We start from the raw sequence: 25,061 nt of genomic DNA, 5'->3' as shown, positions 1-25,061 counted from the left end.
GTAGCTGTGGCTAAATCACAATTTGCTGGATTGGCTCCTACTTCGCATAATTGATAAACAATACTGTAGGTTCCCGATACCGTATTTGGCGCTAATTTCAACACCCCTTCTGAATCAATACTCAATGGTCCAGTCACAATTGGCGTTACATCTGTATTGGCTGCAGTAACTGGTGCTCCATTTAATAAATCATTATCTGTAACCGTTCCAACTGTAGTGGCTACTGTTGTACTTGGTTTTTGTGTAGCGTAAGTGTTGTCGTCTTTCGCATCGATCTTCCCTACTACATTCACCGTAACTGTTGCTGTGGTACAATTCGCTGGACTTATATTAGTATCTGTCCCGTCTGATTCACAAATCGTGTATTGTACACTATAAACCCCTGTTGGGGTGTTCGCTGCAATAGTAATCGCTCCATCTCCATCTACTAAAATGTTTCCGGTTATTACTGGCGTTACATTAGTATTGGCTGTGGTTACTACAACTCCATTCAAGGTGTCGTTCGTTAAAACTGTTCCTGCTGAAACGCCATTAGCTCCCGAAGCCAGTGGAACTAAAGCTGTTCCAAATGTATCGTTATTGGCAACTAATAAAGTTAGGGTTGCAGCATCGCTTGTAATAATTGTACATATATTATTTGGGTGCTTAACAATAACTTGATATTTGTAGCCATTCATACTCGCCACTAATCCTGTTAAAGTCAAGGAAGCGGAAGTTGCTCCACTATAAATACCTCCATTAGTAATATTTGTGAATCCTGAACCATCATCTTCTTGCCATTGATATGTTGCTGCACCATTAACGTTGGTACCTGGTGTTGGTAATGTATAATCTGGAGTACCCGCACTAAACGTTGTTGTACTAGTTGCGTTCACTCCAACAGTAAACTTAGCATTTGCATATTCGGCCGAAGTTTGACTAGTCGGTTGTATCGCAATGGCAACCTGAGTAGCGGTACTCACATTTAAATTCGTTCCTGGATACGCGGCTGCATTAACTTTTCCTCCGGCATTTACTCCTGCCGTATTAGTAGGGTTGGCTGCATTATAAACAGCCACAACACCACCATAAGTACCATCACCATTAGAATCCGCCGTACTAGAAATGTACGCTTCATTAGCATCTGAACAACCGTCTCCATCCGAATCAAGATCCAAATAATCCGGAATTCCATCTTTGTCTGTATCTAAGGCTCCTGTACAAACATTAGTTATTTTTAATCCTACATTAGCCTGTTTTGCTAGTGCAGATTGTTTCACAATAATTTTATCAATTGGAGTATCAATAACAAAGGTATAGCTAGATTCCAAAGCATTAGTTAACCCAGAAGTTACATCAGCTGGATAGGCGACTCCTGTTACCGGATTGTAATATGGACCTTGCGCCGCATAAGCTTCATCTAGACCTACATAATATGGGTGCTTGTAAAAGGTTCCTGGATTAACCTTGAATAAAGTACCTTGAAAATAAACCCTATTACTACCGTTGTAAAATTCTATAATTTGAGTTTCATCATAGTTTGGTGCAATGATACTTGATCCATTGGCTACAGAAATACTTCTTACATTAAATTCATTAATCGTTACCAAAGTTGGAAAAGTAATAGTAGTCACATTACCTGTTACAGCACCTGAACCTCCCATTGCTCCTATATCTATATTTTGATTTGAAGAACCGTCAAGATAAAACGGACCCGTAGCAGCACTCGATGTTGCAGTAGAGGTTACTGTTGCTGTAATCGAAGTTGTAGTACCAGCAACAAACGAATTACTTAAACTTCCAGTAGTCGTGTTACTCCATACTATCTTATCTCCAGTTTGACAACTATTTTCTGCTGTATCTAGAATTCCGTCATTATCGTCATCTAGATCAACTGTATCCAAAATACCGTCTTTATCTGTATCCAAACAAGCATCAACCTTTAAAGTAAAAGTAGTACCATTGGTTGCACAACCATTTGCAGATTTTAATATAAGCGTTCCTCCATAAACTCCTGCTGTAGCACCGGCTGGCACCGCAATCTCAATAGGGCTAGTTGCTGGCATTGTCGCATCAGTAACAGCAGCAAAACTATTACTTGGATTTGAATTCCAAACAATGCTATAGGTAGAAGGACTACCTGTGGTTGCACTATAAGCCAAAGTAGAATTTTGTGCCGTCGCGCTATAGCATACGGGACTAGCTACTCCAGTTGTTATTATGGATGGTGTTGCATTTACAGTTACCGTAAAAGTTGTTCCTGTACTTACACAATTCGACGCATTTTTAACCGTAATTGTTCCTATATAAGTTCCTGCAGCTGTACCGCTAGGCACCGTTATCGAAATAGGACTTGTAGGCAAAGTTGCGTTTGTAACCGTAGCAAAACTATTTGCTGGAGTGCTAGCCCAAGTGATACTATATGTAGTAGGAGTACCTGTTGTTGCACTATAACTTAAAGACGTAGTTTGTGCACTTCCGCTATAACATACAGCCGTTGTTGCTGTACTAGTTGTAATTGTTGGTAAGTCATTTACTCTCACTGTAAAAGTTCTATTTGCACTTACACAGCCATTTGCATTCTTTACTGATATCGTTCCTGTGTAGAGACCCGCAGCTGCTCCTGCCGGAATCGCTATCGTAAAAGGCGAAGTCGACGGCATTGCTGCATCTGTTACTGCAACAAAACTGTTGGTTGGAGATGCATTCCATGAGATACTATAAGTTGTTGGACTACCAGATGATGTTGTACCATAACCCAAAGATGTGTTTTGAGCACTTGTACTATAACATACTGCAGTTGCTCCAGAAAATGTTGGAACAAATGGTAATGCATTTACAGTTATTGTTGCTGCAATTGCATTGGCCGAAAGACAACTGCCGCTTTTTACTACGGCTCGATACGAAGTCGTTGCGCTTAGATTTGTTGCCGTTAAGCTTATAGTGGTGTTAGCAATCGTAGTTCCTGCAGTTGCAAAATTATCTAAAGATGATTCCCAACGTACCACATTACCTGTATGACCACTTAAAGTTAAAGTTGTACTATTTGTCCCCGTACAAACAGATGTACTAGTGCCAACGGTACCGCCAACTGTGGCTGGATCTACAACTACTGTAAAATTAGTACCTGCACTTGTACAACCTGCTGCATTTTTAACTGTAATTGTTCCTGTATATGTTCCCGCAGTTGTTCCTGCAGGTACAGCAATTGTAAATGGGCTACTACTAGGCATAGCTGCATCTGTGACTGCAACAAAACTATTAGTTGGAGATCCATTCCAACTAATACTATAAGAAACTGGTGAACTTGTAGTTGCACTATAGCTCAATGTAGTATTTTGCGCCGCAGCATTATAACAAACTGCTGCTGCCGAAGTGGCAGTAGTAATGGTCGGAATTATACATAACGTTGCAGCGCTCGACGTTACACTCGCACAAACATTTTTAGGATTACTTACTAGAGCTTGGTATTTATAACCATTCATTGCCGCTGTAGCACCTGTAATAGTAAGTGTTCCAGTCGTTGCGCCACTATATACTCCCCCGTTAGTAATATTTGTAAACCCAGAACCTGTATCAACTTGCCATTGATATACCATTCCAGTTGTTGAAGCTGTCGCACTTGAATAATCTGGCAATCTACTAGCTGTTACGCCTGTAAATGTCGTTGTACTTTTGGTAGCTCCCGCAACCGTAAAAGTTGTATTAGCTCCCGCTAAAACTGCTTTATTACTCGGCTGTGTTGTAACCTCAACTTTAGTAGCTTCTTTTACATTAGCAGCAGTTGTACTAGTATATGTAGCAGCTACTAAATTCACCGTACCATCAGTTTTGATAGGTGCAACAGCACCACCAGTCTGTCCAAATTGCTGACCTGTTGCTGCAGAAGTGGTATTATTGTAATATTCATTCGAATCTGAACAACCATCATTGTCTGAATCTAAATCGAGATAATCCGGATTACCATCTTTATCTGTGTCTAAACATCTTGAAGCTTTTATACCTAACCATAACACTGGACCTATTCCATCTCCAATACTATCAAATGTTAAACTTTTTACATTTTTGCCTATTAATGAAGGAAAAGAAATTGTACCGCTGGCTTGGGTGGTATTCGCCGTTAGATCTGTTATATATGTTTTTCCACCTATAACTGTTTGCCCTACTAGTTCGGGATTTCCGCCAATGAATACTGATATTGATACCGCAAGATTAGACATAACTGTCCCGTCTGTTAAAGTGGCCGAAAAATTCCCAAAAAGAGCTTGTCCTTCAAAATCTATTCCAGCTGTTGCTGTATTAAGATTACCAGAAGAAGTTGTTCCAACACTGTCTGGTAATAAATTTATATTAGAAACTTCATCTCCAAAAGTTATAGTATAAGTACCGTTACCAGTAGTAGTTTCATTAAACCCGAACCTACTGAATGCACCGCTTAAAAATTCACCTGTATCTGTACTAATAGTAACAGTTGTTGCAGGTGTTGCTACAAACTGATATGTTTGAGGGTTGTTAATATTACCGCTTCCTACTCTAGTAGCCTGCTTATCAGTAAATATACATTCATCTGTATCCAAAATCCCATCATTATCATCGTCTAAATCATCATTATCCCCTACGCCGTCACCATCACTGTCTACTTGTGGATTAGTACTTGAAGTACTACTATTATTAGTCACGTCTGGATCAGCTTCATCTCCTGAAATACCGGCAATGTTAGTATAGCTTCCTGTATTATTAACCTTTACGGTTATATCGATTGTTGCCTCACCATTTACCGCAAGTGATCCTATATTCCATACAGAATTTGAAAAAGTCCCTTTAGTTGGATTAGTATTACTAACATAAGTATATCCAGATGGCAAAAGATCATTAACAATTACGTTTATGGCTGCAGTTGCTCCTGAATTTTTAGCTTTTAACGTAAAAGTTATATTTGTATCAAAAATAGGACTAGAATTATTGACTGTCTTTTCAATACTTAAATTTGAAGTCTCAATTATACTTGGATTATTTGTGGTTACAGGATTAGTATACACCTCTGTATCTGGCTCTCCTAGTCGCATTCCAAACAATCTATCAGGATGTGTCCCTGTTGATCCCATAATAAAATCAATTGAAGTTTTTGGGACATCAAAAGACGCAATGAAAGATGAACTGTCTTCAAAACCTATTCCTGGGATAGAAGTGGACTGACCTAGAAACTGCGTATAATCACCTACTTGAGAAATTGTCATTACTGTTGGATCATTTAAAGTATAACTCGTATATCCTTTCAAACGATAAAATTCTCTACGATCAACGCCACCTACAGGAACATTACCATCGATATCAGAAGCGATCATTTTATAATCATACACATAGGCAGGCGCATTTGTAGCAGCGTTGTAAAAGTTCAACCTAAATTCGACAAATCCACCTGCACCCAACGAACTTACAATAGGTTGAAATGAATTTGGGTTTTCGCCATCATTATCAATATTGGATAATGATGCACTCTCGATTTTAACAATTGTTAACAATGCGTAAATAGTAACTCCATCCTTAGTTATGACGTTATTATAACGCCACACCGAACCCTGAGCTAATCCACTCAAACCGGTATTAGTTGTAAGACTACCTCCATTAAGAAGTAAGTTCTCTCCACCTATACTTATGGCTGTGTTTTGAGAAAAGGATAGAGTCGAAAAAAGGAGTGTAAAGAAAAATAAAGTTTTCTGAAATAAAGTAGAGTTCTTCATAAGCTACATTTGAATTTTGAAACATTCGTTAATTAAAAGATAACAATTAACGAATTACAATTTTATTGTGTAAAAATATGTATTTTTTTTAACAATCATATTGTTACAAGAATAAATTAAAGAAATCTTCCCCAAATACTCGAAAATTCACCACATCAGTAATTTATGATGTAATTTCATGCTGAATTGAATCTCAACTACTTTAGATCACCAAGACAAATTTAACTTTTACTATCTTAGCAAAATTAAAGTATTTAACATAATATTTTTATAAATAACTCATGTGCAAATTGTATTTCCCATAATAAAAAAACCCTCCCACTAATGTAGTGAAAGGGTTATCATAAAATATTTTAAAAAAATAATTACTTTTTATCAGTAAATTTTTCGTGCTTAATTGTCTTGGCGTTAATCATGAAATACACAGATTCTGCTATATTAGTACAATGATCAGAGATGCGATCAAGGTGCTTCAGTGCCAAGATAAGGTGAGTTCCTGAAACAACAGTCTTAGAATGATTTTTCATTTCAACAACAATATTATCTGTGGCGTCACTGCTTCTATCTTTAATAGAAGTCTTTAATTTAAAGATAGTCTCAATAAGAGGCTCATCTAAATTCTCAAAACATTGATTAGTTATAGTGGTAATTTGCTCTACCTCGCGAGCGATCGCTTCAATTTGAAATCTACTAATCAATTCGTGCTTTTCCTTAATACTCTTAGTCAACTTAACGATACTAATAGACAAATCACCTATACGTTCTATTTCGTTACTAATTTGCATTGCCGACATAATGAATCTAAGATCAGAGGCAACAGGTTGTTGTAGCGCAAAAACGCTCTGACAAATATCATCGATTTTAAGGTCTAATTTATCTATCTTACTTTCTGTTTTCTTTAATTCTTTAGTTTCAGATGTAGGCTCTGAAAGTAGTGATTTGATCGCTTCGTGAACTTGAGATTCAGCCAAAGCTCCAATTTTTATAATAATATTTTTAAGCTTTCCCAGCTCTGTTTCTAAGTGTGATGCCATTTTATAAACGATTTAAAGATTAAAGTTAGATGAAATTGATGTGAAATCAAAATATGTCTTATCCAAATCTTCCTGTTATGTAATCTTCTGTTTGCTTAATTGTAGGTTTAGTAAAAATCGTTTTAGTTTTATCATATTCGATCAATTTACCCATATAAAAGAAAGCGGTATTATCACTTACGCGACCTGCTTGTTGCATGTTGTGCGTTACAATCACAATAGTGTACTTGTTTTTTAATTCATAAATAAGCTCTTCTACCTTTGATGTTGAAATAGGGTCCAACGCTGATGTAGGTTCGTCCATTAACAAAATAGAAGGCTGAATCGCCAATGCCCTTGCAATACAAAGACGCTGTTGCTGCCCTCCAGATAATTCAAATGCTGATTTTTTAAGCTTGTCCTTTACCTCATCCCACAGTGCCACTTGCTCAATAGAGGTGATTACACGCTCTTCGATTTCTTTTTTGTCTGTAACTCCGTTAACTTTTAATCCGTAAGCTACGTTTTCGAAAATAGTTTTAGGAAAAGGATTTGGTTTTTGAAATACCATCCCTACATTTTTACGCAAACTATCTACATTCGTATTTTTATCATAAATATCTTGACCATCAATTAAAATGGTTCCGTTCATGTGTGTATTGTCAATCAAATCATTCATTCTATTTAACAAACGAAGGTAAGTTGACTTACCACAACCAGAAGGACCAATTAATGCGGTAACCGTATTTTCTTTCATCGAAATTGAAATATCGTGAAGCGCTTGAAAGTCACCGTAATTAAAATTGACGTTTTTTGATTCTATTTTAAGCATGTTATTCTCTTTAATTTTATTTAAAATTAGCTGATATATTTGGCTATAGCAACTAAAATGTTTTTACTCTTTACAAATTTGATGGCAACGAACTAATAAAGTACTAGTTCATTTTCACTTTCTTAGCGTAATATTTACGAAGCGCATTAGCTAGTAAGTTCGAAATCAAAACAATGATTATCAATACCAGTGCTGTACCATAAGCCATTGCTCTAGATGCTTCTATGTTTGTACCACTTGTTGAAATCACATATAAGTGATAAGGCAGCGCCATTGCTTGATCAAAGATTGATGTAGGCAACTTGGGTAAAAAATAAGCAGCAACCGTGAATAAAATTGGTGCTGTTTCTCCTGATACTCTTCCTATAGAAAGAATCAAGCCCGTTATCACATTAGGAAAAGCTATAGGAAAAACGACCTTGCTTGTTGTTTCCCACTTACTAGCTCCTAATCCTAAACTTGCTTGTCTAAAAGTGTCATCTACCGCTTTTAAAGACTCCTCAGTAGTTCTAATCACAATAGGTAAAACTAGTAAACCTAATGTCAATCCTCCGGCGATTATAGAATCTCCAAAACCCATTTTATTTACAAATAAAGACATACCAAATAATCCAAAAACAATAGAAGGCACTCCCGCTAAGTTATTTGTCATTTGCTTAATAATCTTTTTTATAATTCCGTCTTTTACATATTCATTCATGTATATTGCTGCTAGCACTCCTACTGGAAATGCAAATACCATACTTACCAGCACCAAGCAAAGCGTACCTACGATGGCTGGAAAAATCCCACCTTCTGTCATTCCGTTTTTAGGCATTTCTGAGATAAATTCCCAACTAATAACACCTATTCCTTTTACTACGATAAAAGCAAGTATTATAAATAGCAGTGCTACTATAGCATAACTCGTTAGTGTAAAGATACCAAAAGCAATTTTCTGACTTCTTCTTTTCTTTTTTGCTAATTTAATTTCTGCACTCATATTAATGTTTTTTATGCGATTTTCTATTAGTAATTACCTCAACAAGCATGTTTATTACAAACGTAATCAGGAATAAAATACATCCTAAAGCAAATAACGCTTCGTAATGTAATCCTCCATTAGGCGCTTCACCTAATTCGGCTGCAATTGTTGCTGGAATAGTACGAATAGGCTCTAGCAGTGTGGTAGGAATTACCGCAGCATTACCCGTTACCATTAACACAGCCATAGTTTCCCCTATTGCTCTACCAATTCCTAATATCGCACCAGCCGTAATTCCTGATGCAGAATAAGGCATTACTACTTTATAAATGGTTTGCCATTGACTTGCACCAAGTGCTAAACTCGCTTCCTTCATTGCACGCGGCGTATTGCGCATCGCATCCTCAGAGATAGTAATAATTGTAGGTAATGCCATAATTGCTAACACGACACTTCCTGCTAACCCTGTTTCTCCTACAGGCAAGTTAAACGTACTTTGTATTAGCGGTACTATAATTACCAACCCAAAGAACCCATACACCACAGACGGTATTCCTGCTAATAATTCAATTATAGGTTTCAAGATACTTCTTGTACGTTTTTTTGCGATTTCGCTTAAGTAAATTGCCGCTGCTAACCCTATAGGCAATGCCAATAAAATAGCACCAAAACTAACCCATAGCGTACCATAAATTAAAGGCTTCACTCCCATTTGAGCAATAGGCTGTGCGGTAGGAAACCACTCCTCACCAGCTAAAAATTCTGAGACTTTTATTTTATCAATATCAAGTTCTCTTCCTTTAAAATCTTTTGCTTTATACTTATCAGAGAAAAAAGCAATTATACCAGGTGTCTTAGCAACTAACTCATTAATTTTATCTGGGAAAAACTCAAAGTTCTTACCTAGTTCTTCTTCAGTATAATAATCTGTAATATCGCCTGCTCTAAACAAAACGATTGCCTGATCCTTCCCGCCTAATTCTTTCCAGTTAGTGATCTTTTGATCATAAATATCTTTAATTTGGGAAGGCTGTAATTTTTGTACCGTGTTTTCAGCAGAAACAGCTAATAAAAAACCATCATCTATTGGTTTTTTACTAAATACTCCCGCACCCTCAACGAACAGAAAAAATACAATTAAAACAACAGTAATACTAGTAGCTGCACCACTTAGCATCAAAATAGTTTCGATAATTTTTTCCTTAATCTGTTTAAAATTTGTTTTCAAATCAGTGTCTTTTATTTTTAGCAAAATTACGGTAGCAATCGTCCCTCAATGTTCATCTAGGGTTATCCTTATGTTAACTTAGTGTAAAGAAAAGGCGAGTTTACTAGCACTAAGCAAGCATTACTTTACTTTCCTACCACAAAAAAAGGCTGTCTCTAGAGACAGCCTTTTTAGAATATAATAGTAACCTTTTATTATTTATTTCAATGGAACGTATCCTATTTCTGAAACGATTTTTTGTCCTTCATCTGACAAAGCAAAATCAACAATAGTTTTTACTTTAGCAGCATTTGTTTTATCAAACATGTAGAATAATGGTCTTGAAATTGGGTATGTTTTATCCTTAGCACTTGCTACAGAAGGCTCGATAAACGTTTTTCCTTGATCATAAGAAACTGCTAATTGCTTAACTTCTTTAGTTTCATAAGCTAGCCCAATGTATCCAATAGCTCCTTTAGTTTGTCCCACTGCTTGAACAATTGCTCCAGTTGCAGGTAAACTCAAGATATTTGATGCATAGTTTTTCTTGTCTAAAACCTCATCTTTAAAAAACTCATAAGTCCCAGAAGAAGATTCTCTTGAATAAGCTACAATTTTAGCATCTTCTCCACCTACTTCTTTCCAGTTTGTAATTTGTCCTGTGAAGATTTTCTCTAATTGCTCACGAGTTAATTTAGAAACTTTATTAGCTGGATTAACAATCACAGTTAAGGCATCATAAGCAATAATAACCTCTTCGATTTCTTTTTTCATTTCAGAGAATTTTAATTTTTCCTCTGTTTTCATATCTCTTGACGCCATTGCAATATCAGTAGTACCATCAATTAAAGCTGTTAGCCCTACACCTGATCCACCTCCTACAACAGTAACACTTACATCTTTGTTGGCTTTCATTAAATCTTCAGCCTCTTTTTGTGCCAATGGCAAAACTGTATCACTTCCTTTGATAGTCACAGAAACAGCTGCTGACGAAGTCTCATTTCCTTTATCTTCTGTCTTTGCTTTACCACAACTTAACATACCAATTAATGGCAACATTAAAAACAATTTAGTTTTGTTCATCTTATTCATTTTATTTTTTTGTTATTTATTATCCTTATTTTTTACAAAAGTACTGCCGCAATGTTAAGCCTGCGTTAAGCTACTATTATACAATTTTTACTAATTCATTAAATCTCACATGTTCTTAACACTAAGCCGCCGGAATTAAATACCTATTTCGACCTGAAAACGAGCATACCAGTTATTACTAGTTGTACCCACATAATCTTTTATGTTATCGTATGTAAATTCACCTTGAAGTTTTATTTTGTGACCAAAGATATATTTAGACAATCCTACCGTATACTCCTTTGTATTAGGACTAATTGTTTCAATATCTTTAGCTACCTTTTGCGTAGAAAATCTTCCTATAAGTTGGTAGTTTGAAGGAAACAAATAACTCAACTGTGCGTCATATCCATACCCCACAAAAACCGCTTGCGTTTTAGTAGGATCTGCTGCACTAATAGTTATGGGATCGTCAGCCATTCTTGACATATACGCTCCGGTTGCCGCCCATCCTTTGTATTTAAACATCGTATCAAAAAACAAGGACTGTAAAGTACGTGATTCATACAAGCTACTTCCCAACTGTCCTTGTGAACGCAAAGCATTGTTATTTTGACTAAAAGCTCCTGAAACCATCCACTTTAAAGTTTTCTCTCTCATCAAGTCGGCTTCAAAATTTGATCCGTTTTTAGTAAACGAACCTAAAGGAAATAACTCAACCTTTCCAGTCAATGCAATTCCGTCATCTTTAGTTTTCACCCAGTTTCTACCTTCTCCTTTAGAAATTGCTCCTTTTAATGCGTATGAGAAATGATTTGGGTTTTGTTTTGAATAGTCTAAAAATAAACCAAAATCACGATCGATATTAAACTTAGAGTTGTTAATGCTTCGATCTGTTAGTTCTAATGAGTTGGACGAAATCACACGTTGGTTATTTCCAGGCAATTTAGTCTGACCAAACCCAATCGTTAAATTTGGTGTCGCTTTATAAAACAAAACCCCGTCAAGAATAACGTTACCGCTATTTCCTACTACTACAGTACCAATATCTCTAGCAGAAAAACCCAACTCTACTTTATATCCAAAACGTGGATTGTAAACAAACCCATCTAGTTTTAATCGCATTCTTCTAATCTCACCCTCTACAATTCCAGATTCTCCGCCTTCCTTGCCATACCCTATTCTACTTTGAACTCTAAATCCAATATTAACTTGAAATAAACTGTCTTTTTCAGTAAAACCCAGTTTTTTATTCGAATTTAAATAAGGTGCTAAGCCTGTTTTTTTAGCCGCTTCTTTTCCTTCAATTTTATTTTCTTGAGCTGATGCTACTAGCGTAAATAGCAGCACGATACTTAATAAAAATTTCTTCATTTTATTTTTTTGTTATTGTTGTGTTATTGCGGTGCAAAATTAATGTTAACAAATGCTTTTCGTATTAAGACAACGTTAACATAACAATAAGCTAAGACCAATAAAAACGACTAACTATCTATTAAACAGATCAATAACTAATAACTGTAATTTAGTAACACCTCAATTATATGGATTAATTCATTAAATTATAGACAAAAAAAAAACTCCAAACATTACTCTAAGTGACATTTGGAGCTTTATTAATAATATATTCGAATTTTTAAAAATTAAACTGCGCTTGCAATCGCAATAAATTGCCTTGTTGTCTATTATTTTTTAATGCGCTATCCTCAAATGTTCTGTCAGCAATGACCCAAGTAGCTGTCAGTTCAAACGCTTTAAGTGGTTGCCATTCTAAACCAAGTTCATAATCTCGTACCACATAACTTCTAGCATCTTTTTCAAATTTCTTACCACCATCATAGTATTGAAATTTAGCAAAAGGATACAATAATTGATTTTTAGGTAAATCCCATTTATAATTCAGCGTGATATAACCACCTTCTAATGACGATACATCAACCGTATTTGTTAGTTTATTATAACGAGGCCCTTTCCCAATATTATATTCCGTTTGAATTCCAAATGGTTTTGGATACAAAATAAAAGAAGCCGCTACTCGTTGATCAAGGGTGTTTTGCTTATTGTCTACAGTTACTCCAGTCGAAATCTCATTTCCAAAAGCCCATTTCCCTGTGTACGCCTGAATCCCTGGTTCTATAATTTGGCTCCCAATTACAAATGGATAACTTACTCGAGCCACCACATGTAGATTTCTATTTCCCTCTGACTTATTTGATGTTTGACCATTATAAGCACCAAAAGCAAAAACACCATAATCACCTGAACCTTTATATCCATCTTTGACAAGCATAGCAAAGCGTTCTCTTATTTTACTAGGAGCCCAATAGAAAAACGCGCCTAAATCACGCTCATTTGCCACCGCACTATTTAAGGCATCGTTACGATCTAGCGTTAAGCGATTTTGGCTTGACTGCATGTTTTCAAAACCATAAGGCACTTTACTCTGTCCTATTCTTAGCCTAAATTCCTTTTTTGCATCAAATGACAAGTCAAAATACGCATCACGCAATTGCAAAAAATTATTAACTCCTGATCCTGGAGAACTAGCTAAATCTGGTTGAATATAAAAATAGACATTAGGCGTAATTTGCCCTGAGAAAACAATACGTGCTCTTCTAATAAAAAAACCGTTGTTTGATTTGGCATCGTCAGTAGTTGCTGTAGTTCCCCATGATTTATCACATTGCTCACAAGAAACTTTATCATTAGTAGACAGCAACCCATTGTAACGTACTTGGGCATATCCTCTTATACTAATTTTGTCGTACCATTGGCCGTCTTTTTTAGGCTTCGCTTTTTCCTCAGCGACTTTTACTTTATTGATCGAATCTAATACTCGAACAACTTCTTTTGTAATAGCATCTTTGTTACCATCTTGCGCCTGAAGTGCTCCCGCACTTAAAATTAATAAAGCAAATAAAAGTTTTTTCATAACCACAATAGGATCTTATTTTTTTTGGCAAAGATGCTATTGCAGTGTTAAGCTAACGTTAGCGAATCATTAAAGAATTAACTTTATTTTTACATTTTTTTAACTCGAAAAATACCAAAAAATAACCTACAAAAAACATGGTTTTACTATAAAATACAGTGACTGGTAAAAACCTAAATAGGTCTTAGAATCACTATCGAATAGAAAAATTTAAATCCCTTTTATATTTTTTTCTTCAATCCATTGAAAAGAATGCGCTATGATTCGTTCTTTTTCTGTTTGAATAAACTTTAAATAGGCATTGGCAACAGGCGAAAATTTCTTCCCTTTAAGCCAGATCAAGTTCCAGTTAGACTTTATAGGCAATCCTTTTACCGGAACAATTTGCAAACTACCGTTAGTAAGTTCGTTTTTAACTCCTATCAGCGGCATGATAGAGCAACCTAAACCAGCTAAAATTGCCTGCTTTACAGCTTCATTCCCAGTAAGTGCAACCTTTTTAGGAACAGTGAGATTATTATTTTCGATAAATTTTTCCATGATGTATCTCGTCCCTGATCCTTCCTCACGGTAGATAACAGCCAGTTCTTCTAATATACCAACATCATATTTTTTTTTATCGAAAGTTTGACTCGCGTTTACCATCATGTATAATGCATTAGGCAACAACTCTACTTTATCAATTTGCAATGCATCAGGTAAAACAGAAACAAGAGAAAAATCGACCTCGTTATGCTCTAAGCTTTCTAGAACTTGTTTTTTATTGGTTACATCTAAAATCAAATCGACACCAGGATGCAATTTTAGAAAGTCGGCGAGAAAATACGGCATTACATATTTTCCCGTAGAAACAATAGATATTTTTAAACGCCCACTTAGCTCTCCTTTATAAGCAAGGGTTTTATAATTAATTGCTTCAACCTCGTTCAATACTTTCTCTGCAGCTACAGCAATCTCCTGACCAAAATCAGTGATGTACAATTTTCTACCTATAACCTCGGTCAAAGGGAATTCAAACTGATCTTGAAAATTACGTAGTTGGATAGAAACCGCTGGTTGCGTGAGATGCAGCTCTACAGCAGCCTTAGTAATGCTCTTGTTTTGAGCCACCTTTAAAAAAACATACAATTGATGCAAAGTATAGTTCATAAAAATATTTTATGGATTTCATTACAAATATAAATAAAAACAAATGGATTAGCCGTTTTACATTTGCAGCAAATTAAACCACATAATCATGAAAACAGCAGAAGAATTTACGTTTCAATTAGTTGAAGGAGAATTTGCAGCAGCAGAGGCAAAACAAATCTTACTAGGATTAATCAATAGTAAAATCAACTTTCATCAATTAGAGCATTTTAGTAACGAAGTGCGCTTCAGTCAAAAACCAGCACATTCTAAGCAGCGTGTAACCGCTTTGAACGAAGCCGCTAAGAAAATCACAGACATGGTTGAAACAACAGCCAACATGCAGTTTAAAATTGAAGGCAACATACAAATAAGCCTTGTACCCGTTGAAGAGGCTGCAATAAACGAGTAATATAGCTACCAATTTAAATAAACTAACATAATGGCATTCATTAGCTCTTCAATTCTAGATATTGCTGAAATATTAAAACAAAGTGATATTGCGGCAATCCCAACAGAAACTGTCTACGGACTTGCAGGAAATGCTTATGACCAAGTCGTATTAAAGAAGATTTTTGAATTAAAACAGAGACCTTTTTTTAATCCGCTTATCGTGCATATTAAGTCGGCTACAGATCTTGATCTCGTTGCCGCTCACATTCCTCCACAAGCACAATTACTAGCAAATACTTTTTGGCCTGGACCACTAACCTTAGTTTTAAAAAAGCAGACCCACATTCTAGACTTGGTAACTGCCGGAAAAGATACTGTAGCGGTGCGCGTACCTAACCATCCCGTGGCACTAGAACTATTGCAACAGTTAGATTTTCCGCTGGCCGCTCCTAGTGCAAACCCCTTTAGTTCTATTAGTCCAACAAAAGCAACACATGTAGCCAACTATTTTGAGCATACACCACTACCCATTTTAGAAGGTGGCGAATGCAGTAACGGTATCGAATCGACAATCATAGGTTTTGAAAATGACGTGGCGGTTTTGTATCGAATGGGTTCTATACCCATTGAAGCTATCGAAAAAGTAATAGGTCCTCTAAAAATAAAGACACAATGTGAAGCTACACCCGCAGCACCCGGAATGCTATCAAAACATTATGCACCAAAAACGACAACGATACAAAGTGATACTATCTTAGAAAGCATACATGCAAATACAACTAAGAGAATAGGCTTACTAAGCTTCAAAAATCGATTTGAACATGAGTCGATAGTTGCCCAAAAGGTTTTGTCAGCCAAGGGTGATTTGGCGGAAGCTGCAGCGTGTTTATACGATGCCTTGCACGAATTGGATCAGCTACAACTAGATATAATCATCGCAGAGCGATTTCCAGAACAGCATTTAGGAAGAACGATTAACGACCGACTCGCACGCGCTACAAAAAAGTAAATCTATTTTAAAAAACTCAAAATGAACTTTGACCTATTACTTGAAAACATTACCAATCCTGCATTATTATTTTTCTTACTGGGCATTATCGCTGTTCGATTAAAAAGCGATTTAGAAATCCCCAAAAATTCATCAAAGTTCATCTCGCTGTATCTGCTTTTCTCCATCGGGTTTAAGGGAGGCCAAGAATTAGCTCACAGTGATTTTACGATAGACATAATTTGGTCTGTTTTATTTGGCATTTTTATTGCGGTGATTATCCCGTTCTACAGTTTCTTTATCCTTAAAAAACATTTTAGCATTGAGAACTCAGGCGCCATTGCCGCCGCTTATGGATCAGTTAGTGCAGTGACATTTGTGACAGCAATCACATTTCTAGAAATGCAAAATTACAGTTTTAGTGGGCACATGGTGGCTGTAATGGCGCTCATGGAAGCTCCCGCAATTATTGTAGGTGTCATCTTGATACGACTGTACAATAAAAACGAGTCAAACAACAGTAAAATGAGTTCGCTAATTAAACATTCCTTCACTAATGGCAGTGTGCTATTAATCACAGGGAGCTTAATTATAGGTTTACTAGCTAGCGACCAGCAAGCCTTAGGAATTAAACCATTTACTACTGATATGTTCAAAGGATTTTTAGCCATATTTCTATTAGACATGGGAATTGTAAGTGGTCAAAAACTGAATGATTTTTTTAAAAGCGGTTGGTTTAGCTTTGTTTTTGCGATCATTATACCGCTAGTAAACGGCATCATTGTAGCTTACATTTCCCACCTCATCACAGACGACATAGGAAACCGATTTATCTTTGCAATCTTAGCAGCAAGCGCTTCCTATATTGCTGTGCCTGCAGCCATGAAAATCGCAGTGCCCAAAGCCAATCCCGGTATTTTTTTACCCATGGCACTAGCCATTACCTTTCCATTTAATATCACTTTTGGGATGCCTATTTACATGTCAGTGATTTTGTGTAGTTAAGACTATAAAAAAAAGGTTGTTTCTGTATCTAGAAACAACCTTTTATAACTTGTACTTAAACAACTTCTTTCTCGAGTGTGAAAGAGAATTCAGAACCCACTCCAAATTCGCTTTCGACATATATTTTTTCTTTATGAGCTTCAATGATATGTTTTACGATAGCCAAACCTAAACCAGAACCACCTTCAGATCGTGATCCACTTTTATTCACGCGATAGAAACGTTCAAAAAGTCTGGGGATGTTTTGCTTTTCTATCCCTTCTCCGTTATCGCTTATTCTAATGAGTACTTTTTCCTTAGTTAAATTGACAACAGCTACTTCTGTAGTTCCCTTTGGTTTTCCATATTTTATCGAATTTACAATGAGGTTTTCGATAATTTGCTGGATTCTGTCTTTATCAGCATGAACATAATTGGGTTGGATATGGTAATTTTCAAATGCTAAAGTGATCTTCTTTTTATCCGCTTTCATTTCGAGTAAATCAAACACATTTTGAATTAATTCAACAATATCAAAATTGGAATATTCTAAATTTAAGTCACCCACTTCGAGCTTAGTAATCATATCTAAATCTTCGACGATATAAATAAGACGTTCTACTCCTTTTTCGGCACGTTTTAAGTATTTTTTTCGAATAGCCTTATCATCCATTGCACCATCTAGCAAGGTAGAAATGTATCCCTGCACAGTAAACAAAGGTGTTTTTAATTCGTGAGAAACGTTTCCTAAAAATTCACGTCTATATTCTTCACGTACTTGTAGCATTTCTATCTCTAACTTTTTATCGGTAGCAAATTTCTTTACCTCTCTAGTTAGTGTTTCCATATCAGTAGTTATTGGCTGATTTATAAACGTACTGGACTCTAAAAGCGAGACATCATCGTATATTTTTTTTACCCTTCGATAAATAAAATGTTCTACCCTGTACTGTATGACTATAAATGAAAATAGGTAAATGGTAAAAATAAAAACAACCCCAAAGACCAAAAGTTTTTGAGGTGTATAATTAAAAACTGTAGTTGTAAGCAATACGACAAATAAGGTAGAAAACACACTTATATATAATGCCGATTTTACAGCAAACTTGTATGTTTTTTTAAAATTTAATTTCATTTATGGCAATTTGTTAACAGTAGGTCGAGTGGTATTAGACTTCAAACTTATAGCCTACTCCTTTAATTGTTTTAAAAAGGTCTTCACCTATTTTTTCACGTAATTTTCTAATGTGTACATCAATAGTTCTTCCGCCTACAACCACTTCGTTACCCCACACTTTATCTAGAATCTCATCGCGTTTAAATACTTTTCCTGGCTTAGATGCGAGTAAGTAGAACAATTCAAATTCTTTTCTAGGCAATGCAATCTCTACACCATCTTGAACAATTTTATATTCCTCTCTATTGATTTCGATCCCGCCTACGTTAAGTGTTTCACTGTTTTGCTCTTGCTCTTTCAATCTTCTCAACAACGCTTTCACCTTGCTAACTAATAATTTTGGCTTGATAGGCTTAGTGATATAGTCATCTGCTCCAGCATCAAAACCAGCAACTTGTGAGTAATCTTCGCTTCTAGCGGTAAGAAATGTTATGATAACATTAGCTAGTTCTGGAATTTTTCTAATATTTTCGCAAGCTTCCATTCCGTCCATTTCTGGCATCATGACATCCATGATAATAAGATCTGGCAATTCTTTTTTGGCTTTGGCAATAGCTTCTTTACCGTTAGTGGCAGTAAAAATTTGGTAGCCTTCTTGATTTAAGTTGTATCCTACGATTTCTAAGATATCTGGCTCATCGTCAACAAGTAAGATTTTAGTGTGTTTCTTTTTCATTTCTTGCAAAATAGTGTTTTTCGCATCAGTTGTAGTCGCAATTGCTTTCCGATGGAGTTAAATTCGAATGTAAATATAGTACTATTTAGATTGCAAAAAAACAGCGGTCACCGTAATTTAATATGGTAACATTTTGTTAATGTTTAAAACACAAAATGGTAATACCTCAGTAACACAAACTTTACAACACCGCCCTTACTTTGCAAAAAATTAAACAACACTATGAAACTTAAACTATTCATTTTAACACTTTTTATCAGCACACTAAGCTTTGCACAAACTAAAGGTACTTTAACAGGAACCATTAGTGATAAGGATTCTAATAATGAAACCCTGCCGTTTGCAAATGTTTTACTTAAAGGCACACTAATTAATGCAACAACAGATATTGATGGAAAATATAGCGTAAACGCTCCCGCAGGAAATTACATTTTGCAATTTAGTTTTATAGGTTATGAGTCGGTTGAAATTCCTGTAATCGTAAAAGCAGGAGCAACTACTACTTACAATCAAGCGTTAGGATCATCAAGCTACAAGCTAGAAGATGTTGTTATTACAACAAACACAAACAGACAAAAAGAAACGGCTTTATTACTAGATCAAAAAAATGCTGTAGAGATCAAGCAGAGCATAGGAACGCAAGAACTAGCTAGAAAAGGAGTTAGTGATGTAGCTACTGCAGTTACTAAGACTACAGGAATTACTAAACAAGAAGGTTCAGGAAATATATTTGTAAGAGGTCTAGGAGATCGTTACAACTCTACAACAATGAATGGCTTGCCAATTCCATCTAACGATCCAGAAAAGAAAAACTTGAATCTTGAGATTTTCTCAACAGATATCGTAGAGTACATTTCTATTGACAAAGTATACAATGGTAAAATTTACGGTGATTTTGCTGGAGGAAATGTAGACATTGTTTCTAAAGATTATAAAGGCGACGGATTCTTAAAAATAGACGTAGGAAGTAAGGTGAATACTAATGCTTTATCTGAGGATAGTTTTAGACTTCAAACAGGAACTAGTAACTTTGGGTTTACTAAAAAAGACATCCCTGCAAACGCATTAACGCAATATAATTACGGCTCTCTTCAAATGAAAGAGTACACGCCTATAGCAAGTTCATTTGGAATTTCTGGAGGTAAATCTTTTAATGTAGGTTCGCAAGGGAGACTTAGTCTTTTTGCAACTGCATCTTTTGGAAATGATTTTTCATCAAAGAACAATGGTACTGCTAAAGCTAGTGTAAACGGAAATGGTATTGCTAATAAGAATTTTGAGCGTTTTAGCGAATTAAAATATGACACCAATACTACTGCAATGGCTAACATTGGTTATAAAATAAACAGCAACAACAAAGTAAGTTTCAATAGCCTTTACATCAATACTTCTACTCAATCTAAAGAAGAATATTATGGGTACATTGTTGATATTGCAAATGATGGTAATGGATTAATACGTCGTTTTAACTACGAGAAAAACAGCTTGTGGATCAATCAAATATTAGGAGATCACAAAGTAGGAGATCGTTCTAAATTAAATTGGGGTATCTCATACAACATTATCGATGGAAGCATGCCAGACAGAGTCCAAAACATTTTTAGAAATGAACCTTCGGGGTACCAATTATCTAGTATTTCTGCTCCAGACAACCACAGATACTTTCAGAAATTAAAAGAAGATGAACTTGCTGCAAATGCTTCTTATGACTATAAATTTAATAAAGATGAAGCAGGAGACTTTAAAGGGAAATTCACTTTTGGTTACAACGGTAGAGTTAAATCAAGAGGGTTTCAAGCAACACAATTTAACCTTAAAGCAAATAATGGATTCACAAATACAGTCGTAGACCCTAATAACCTAGACTTGTTTTACAATCAAAATAATTTTGACAACGGCTTCTTCAACATCGCGACTTTTAGAGGAAACTCACAAGTATTTAATGCTTTAGACCCGCAAACATATAGTGGTGACCAAACAGTTCATGGTGCCTTTTTAAATACAGAATATAAGTTTGATAAATTAACTGCAATCGTAGGATTGAGAGGAGAGCAAATTTCGCAAAAGGTAGATTGGTACACACAACTAGGAGGAATAGGAAACGACAGGTTAGAGAAAACGGCTTTCTTACCTAGTGTTATTATGAAATACGAGTTAAACGATAAACAAAACTTACGTTTAGGAGCAAGTAAAACATATACATTACCTCAGTTTAAAGAAAGAGCATTATTTGTTTATGAAGAAGTGCTACAAGTAAAAGTAGGAAACCCATTCTTATACGAATCTGACGATTACAACTTAGACATTAAATGGGAAATGTTCCCAAAAAGCGATGAACTAATCTCGGTTACTGCTTTTGGAAAATACATTTTGAACCCTATGAATGAAGTTACAATCTCTTCTTCTTCTAATGATATTTCGTTTATCAACACAGGAGATTACGGTTATGTAGCTGGAGGAGAAATTGAGTATAGAAAACAATTATTCAATATCGACTCTGAAAATGCTAAGAAATTATCAGCAGGTATCAACGCTTCTTATTTATACAGTAATCAAGAATTAAACACTGAAAAAGTAAACAGCGAAACAAATTACCAAGTTGATTTCACTAACAAAACAAGTAAATTTACTGGAGCATCTGACTTGTTATTAAATGCTGACTTAACATTCTTTAATGAATGGAATAAAGCAAACAGCAACTTAACAACAACATTAACTTACTCTTATTTTTCTGATCGAGTAAACGCAATTGGTACTAACGGAAAAGGAGACTTAGTGGACAAAGCTTTTGGATCATTAGACTTCATAGCCAAATCTAAACTTACTGAAAAACTAGGATTAGGATTAGTAGTAAAAAATATCTTAAACCCTTCAATCAACAGAGTTCAAGAAAACGCTACTGGAGATGTAAACGTATTATCTTATAAAAAAGGGATGAACTTGAGTTTGAGTTTGAACTACCAGTTCTAAGAAATTAACCTAGCAAAAAATACATTAAAAGAGCAACTCACCGTTGCTCTTTTTTTATGCCTGCTTGCTGCTTGAAGCTGCAAATCATTTAGGTTAACTCAGTAACATTTACTTAATGTACACTTGCCTATTTATTAAAGTAACATTCACATTTAGATAACATCATCAAACGGATCTTACTGCATCTTTGTACCAACAAAATAACTAAAATTATTATCAAAAGATCATGAAAAAAACAACTGTAAAATTATTCGGTTTACTAGCATTAACTGCGGGTTTAATGACTAGCTGTTCATCAAATGACACACCTACGCCATCAACACCACCATCGTCTTCTTTCACTGCAGACGCAAGTAATTTTCAAGGAACAATTACAGATGGTGAAGTAACTCTTGACGCATCAAAAACATATAAACTAACTGGAAAAATCCAAGTAAATAGTGGAGCAACTTTAACTATTCCTGCTGGAACAGTAATACAAGGAACTGGTGGAACTTCTTCTTACATTGCAGTTGCACAAGGAGGAAAAATCAACGTAAATGGTACTGCTGCACAACCAGTAGTAATGACATCAGGTTTGACTACTAAAAAAGCTGGAGACTGGGGAGGATTAGTAATCTGTGGTAAAGCACCTATCAACCGTGTATCTGGTGGGACTGCTACTGCACAATCTGAAGTAGCTGATTTAAGCTACGGTGGAACAATCTCTAATGATAATTCAGGAGTTTTAAAATACTTAAGAATCGAGTATGCTGGAGCTGCTTTTAACAGTGAAAAAGAATTTAACGGACTTTCATTATTTGGTGTTGGTTCAGGAACTACTGTTGATTATGTAGAATTTTATCAAGGTGCAGATGACGGAGTGGAGTTCTTTGGTGGAACTGTGAACACGTCTAACCTAATCTCTATTGGTAACGAAGATGATCAATTTGACTGGACTGAAGGATGGTCTGGAACAAACACAAACTGGTACGGAAAATTAGATTTCGGAAAAGGAAACAGAGGTATTGAAGCTGATAATTTCGAATTAGGATATGCTAACACGCCTATCGCTAACCCTTCAATCACAAACTTGACATTAGTAGGACCTGGAAGCGCTCCAACAACTGGAACATGGTTAGAAAATGACGCAATGAAATTAAGAAGAGGAACTAAAGGAATTTTTACAAACGTAGCATTAAGCGGATGGGCTGTAGCTTTCAACATTGAAAATAATGAAACTATCGCTTTTATTCCTACTGCTTTAAAAGCTGTAAACGTAAACTTTATCGCTGATGTAGCAACACAAACTAAAGGGAAATTGAATGCGGTTGCACCTGCAACTAGCGGAGTTTCTGCAGATGTTTCTGCATTCGTTACTTCTACTGGTACTTCTACTGGTGCAGGAAATGGAGCAGGTATGCCAGCATGGGCTGCTAGCTGGTCTGTTGGTTTCTAATCAATAAAACTTTTTATATAAAAAATGTCTTTCTTAATTGGAAGACATTTTTTTTTGGTATAATATTTGTTTTTCGTATATTTACTTAACAAAAAATATGCTGATGGCACAAAAATACTTTTATAAATTCTTTTTATTGGTTTTTTTCTGGACGCTAAGCAGCAATGCTCAAGATAGCAAAATCCAACCTAAAACGCAGCAAACCGCTATTATAGACGGTTTAAACGTGTATCCTAATCCTGTGACAAACGGGAAAGTGTACATCGCTACAAAGAACGATGGTAACAAAGAGGTCATCATCTTTGATCTATTAGGTAAGATGGTTATGCAAGCCGCTATAAATGGTAGAGAACTCAATGTTAGTTCCCTTAGTCCAGGAATCTATATTATAAAAATAAATGAAATGAATGCAACAGCCACTAGAAAGTTAATTATAAGGTAAACGCATTCTAAACTATATCTCATCAAAGCCCCTATTATTTAGGGGCTTTTTTCTTAATACTGCTCACCAAAATTAAGCTACAACAAGTTCCAAAAATTAATACCTTTGTAAAAAAAAGTTTTGATTACTCCCACAGATATTTTCACCATTACAGGACAAAAACAATTTGAAAAAATAGCTTTAAAAGTTTTCAGATATCAATATGAGAACAATAAAGTCTATAACGACTTTTGCAAATTATTAAATACTGATGTGGGCCGTGTAAAAAGTATACAACAGATCCCGTTTTTACCCATTCAATTTTTTAAAAGCCATGAAGTGGTTTCTAATAATGATCCCGTTCAAGCCACTTTTTCTAGTAGTGGAACTACTGGAATGATCACTAGTAAACATCTAGTTACTGATGTTGCAATCTATGAAGAAAGCTACCGCAAGGGATTTGCTGATTTTTATGGAAATATCGAAGATTATGTGGTTCTAGCCTTATTACCTTCCTATTTAGAGCGTGGCGGTTCATCTTTGATTTATATGGTCGAAGATTTAATTAAACTGTCTAATCGCACTGAAAGTGGGTTTTACTTACACAATCATGACGAACTCATAAAAAACCTAATCGCTCTAGATGATGCTGGACAAAATGTAATTTTGATAGGGGTCACCTATGCCCTCCTCGATTTAATTGAGAAACAAAAATTTCAATTAAAAAATACTATTATCATGGAAACCGGCGGAATGAAAGGCAAGCGTAAGGAGATGATTCGTGAGGAATTGCACGAACAATTATGCGCAGGTTTTGGTGTGACAGCGATTCATTCAGAATACGGTATGACCGAACTACTTTCTCAAGCTTATTCACTAGGAGATGGAATATTCGAATGCCCCTCTTGGATCCAAATCCTATTGAGAGATACCGAAGACGCCTTAAGCTATGTAGGTACCGGAAAAACCGGCGGAATTAACGTCATTGATTTGGCCAACATCAATTCTTGCTCCTTTATTGCCACACAAGATTTAGGAAAGAAATATGCCAACAATTCTTTTGAGGTTTTGGGACGTTTTGATAACTCCGATATTCGCGGTTGTAATTTGATGGTTTTGTAATTACTTTTTTAGTAGTAGAACATTG

The 25,061-nt window shown here is 35.6% G+C and carries 18 protein-coding genes; 7 read left to right on the top strand and 11 right to left on the bottom strand.

Annotated elements, in window-relative coordinates:
* The 9 genes from HNQ00_RS14055 to HNQ00_RS14015 form a co-directional block, all read right to left on the bottom strand.
* Positions 1–5,720, bottom strand: a 5,720-nt coding sequence (locus tag HNQ00_RS14055; protein ID WP_173839131.1) for a DUF11 domain-containing protein, incomplete at its 3' end; no start/stop codon positions are given.
* A gap of 365 nt (positions 5,721–6,085) precedes the next feature.
* Entirely contained in the window at positions 6,086–6,754 is a 669-nt protein-coding gene (gene phoU / locus HNQ00_RS14050; RefSeq protein WP_173839130.1) for a phosphate signaling complex protein PhoU, read from the bottom strand.
* Between the two features lie 58 nt (positions 6,755–6,812).
* The gene (gene pstB / locus HNQ00_RS14045; RefSeq protein WP_173839129.1) at positions 6,813–7,565 is read right to left on the bottom strand and encodes a phosphate ABC transporter ATP-binding protein PstB; all 753 of its coding nucleotides are present in this window, start codon (positions 7,563–7,565) and stop codon (positions 6,813–6,815) included.
* Positions 7,566–7,668: 103 nt separating this feature from the next.
* Positions 7,669–8,547 (bottom strand): phosphate ABC transporter permease PstA, encoded by an 879-nt coding sequence (gene pstA, locus HNQ00_RS14040; RefSeq protein WP_173839128.1) that lies wholly within the window; start codon positions 8,545–8,547, stop codon positions 7,669–7,671.
* Position 8,548: 1 nt separating this feature from the next.
* Positions 8,549–9,757, bottom strand: a complete 1,209-nt coding sequence (gene pstC / locus HNQ00_RS14035; protein ID WP_254598533.1) for a phosphate ABC transporter permease subunit PstC — start codon at positions 9,755–9,757, stop codon at positions 8,549–8,551.
* Between the two features lie 198 nt (positions 9,758–9,955).
* Complete coding sequence (locus HNQ00_RS14030) at positions 9,956–10,819, bottom strand: PstS family phosphate ABC transporter substrate-binding protein (protein ID WP_173839127.1); 864 nt, start codon at positions 10,817–10,819, stop codon at positions 9,956–9,958.
* A gap of 144 nt (positions 10,820–10,963) precedes the next feature.
* A complete protein-coding gene (locus HNQ00_RS14025) occupies positions 10,964–12,181 on the bottom strand; it encodes a porin family protein (RefSeq protein ID WP_173839126.1) in 1,218 nt (405 codons plus the stop codon).
* A 262-nt stretch (positions 12,182–12,443) separates the two neighbouring features.
* On the bottom strand, positions 12,444–13,739 hold the full coding sequence (locus tag HNQ00_RS14020; RefSeq protein WP_173839125.1) for a porin: 1,296 nt from the start codon (positions 13,737–13,739) through the stop codon (positions 12,444–12,446).
* Positions 13,740–13,949: 210 nt separating this feature from the next.
* Positions 13,950–14,888 (bottom strand): LysR substrate-binding domain-containing protein, encoded by a 939-nt coding sequence (locus tag HNQ00_RS14015; RefSeq protein ID WP_173839124.1) that lies wholly within the window; start codon positions 14,886–14,888, stop codon positions 13,950–13,952.
* 88 nt (positions 14,889–14,976) lie between these two features.
* Here HNQ00_RS14015 and HNQ00_RS14010 point away from each other — a divergent pair, with 88 nt between their 5' ends.
* From HNQ00_RS14010 to HNQ00_RS14000, 3 genes are read left to right on the top strand one after another with little or no spacing between them, the layout of a single operon-like run.
* Positions 14,977–15,279 carry a hypothetical protein gene (locus HNQ00_RS14010; protein ID WP_173839123.1) on the top strand — a complete coding sequence of 101 codons (303 nt, stop codon included), beginning with the start codon at positions 14,977–14,979 and terminating at the stop codon, positions 15,277–15,279.
* Between the two features lie 30 nt (positions 15,280–15,309).
* Positions 15,310–16,269, top strand: a complete 960-nt coding sequence (locus HNQ00_RS14005; RefSeq protein WP_173839122.1) for an L-threonylcarbamoyladenylate synthase — start codon at positions 15,310–15,312, stop codon at positions 16,267–16,269.
* 21 nt (positions 16,270–16,290) lie between these two features.
* The gene (locus HNQ00_RS14000) at positions 16,291–17,253 is read left to right on the top strand and encodes a sodium-dependent bicarbonate transport family permease (RefSeq protein ID WP_173839121.1); all 963 of its coding nucleotides are present in this window, start codon (positions 16,291–16,293) and stop codon (positions 17,251–17,253) included.
* A gap of 55 nt (positions 17,254–17,308) precedes the next feature.
* Here the strand turns inward: HNQ00_RS14000 and HNQ00_RS13995 are convergent, their stop codons facing one another.
* Together HNQ00_RS13995 and HNQ00_RS13990 are read right to left on the bottom strand one after the other, a co-directional pair.
* On the bottom strand, positions 17,309–18,367 hold the full coding sequence (locus HNQ00_RS13995; protein WP_173839120.1) for a sensor histidine kinase: 1,059 nt from the start codon (positions 18,365–18,367) through the stop codon (positions 17,309–17,311).
* 34 nt (positions 18,368–18,401) lie between these two features.
* Positions 18,402–19,085 (bottom strand): response regulator transcription factor, encoded by a 684-nt coding sequence (locus HNQ00_RS13990; protein WP_026708843.1) that lies wholly within the window; start codon positions 19,083–19,085, stop codon positions 18,402–18,404.
* Between the two features lie 222 nt (positions 19,086–19,307).
* Here HNQ00_RS13990 and HNQ00_RS13985 point away from each other — a divergent pair, with 222 nt between their 5' ends.
* From HNQ00_RS13985 to HNQ00_RS13970, 4 genes are all read left to right on the top strand, one after another.
* On the top strand, positions 19,308–22,055 hold the full coding sequence (locus HNQ00_RS13985; protein WP_173839119.1) for a TonB-dependent receptor: 2,748 nt from the start codon (positions 19,308–19,310) through the stop codon (positions 22,053–22,055).
* A gap of 226 nt (positions 22,056–22,281) precedes the next feature.
* On the top strand, positions 22,282–23,493 hold the full coding sequence (locus HNQ00_RS13980) for a hypothetical protein (RefSeq protein WP_173839118.1): 1,212 nt from the start codon (positions 22,282–22,284) through the stop codon (positions 23,491–23,493).
* A 103-nt stretch (positions 23,494–23,596) separates the two neighbouring features.
* Entirely contained in the window at positions 23,597–23,935 is a 339-nt protein-coding gene (locus tag HNQ00_RS13975) for a T9SS type A sorting domain-containing protein (protein ID WP_173839117.1), read from the top strand.
* Positions 23,936–24,055: 120 nt separating this feature from the next.
* The gene (locus HNQ00_RS13970; RefSeq protein WP_173839116.1) at positions 24,056–25,036 is read left to right on the top strand and encodes a LuxE/PaaK family acyltransferase; all 981 of its coding nucleotides are present in this window, start codon (positions 24,056–24,058) and stop codon (positions 25,034–25,036) included.
* Positions 25,037–25,061 lie beyond the last annotated feature (25 nt).

Origin of the sequence: Flavobacterium aeripolare, from assembly GCF_013294025.1 — a bacterium.
Classification (GTDB): Bacteria; Bacteroidota; Bacteroidia; order Flavobacteriales; family Flavobacteriaceae; genus Flavobacterium.
This window is presented reverse-complemented; position numbering and strand designations above follow the sequence as displayed.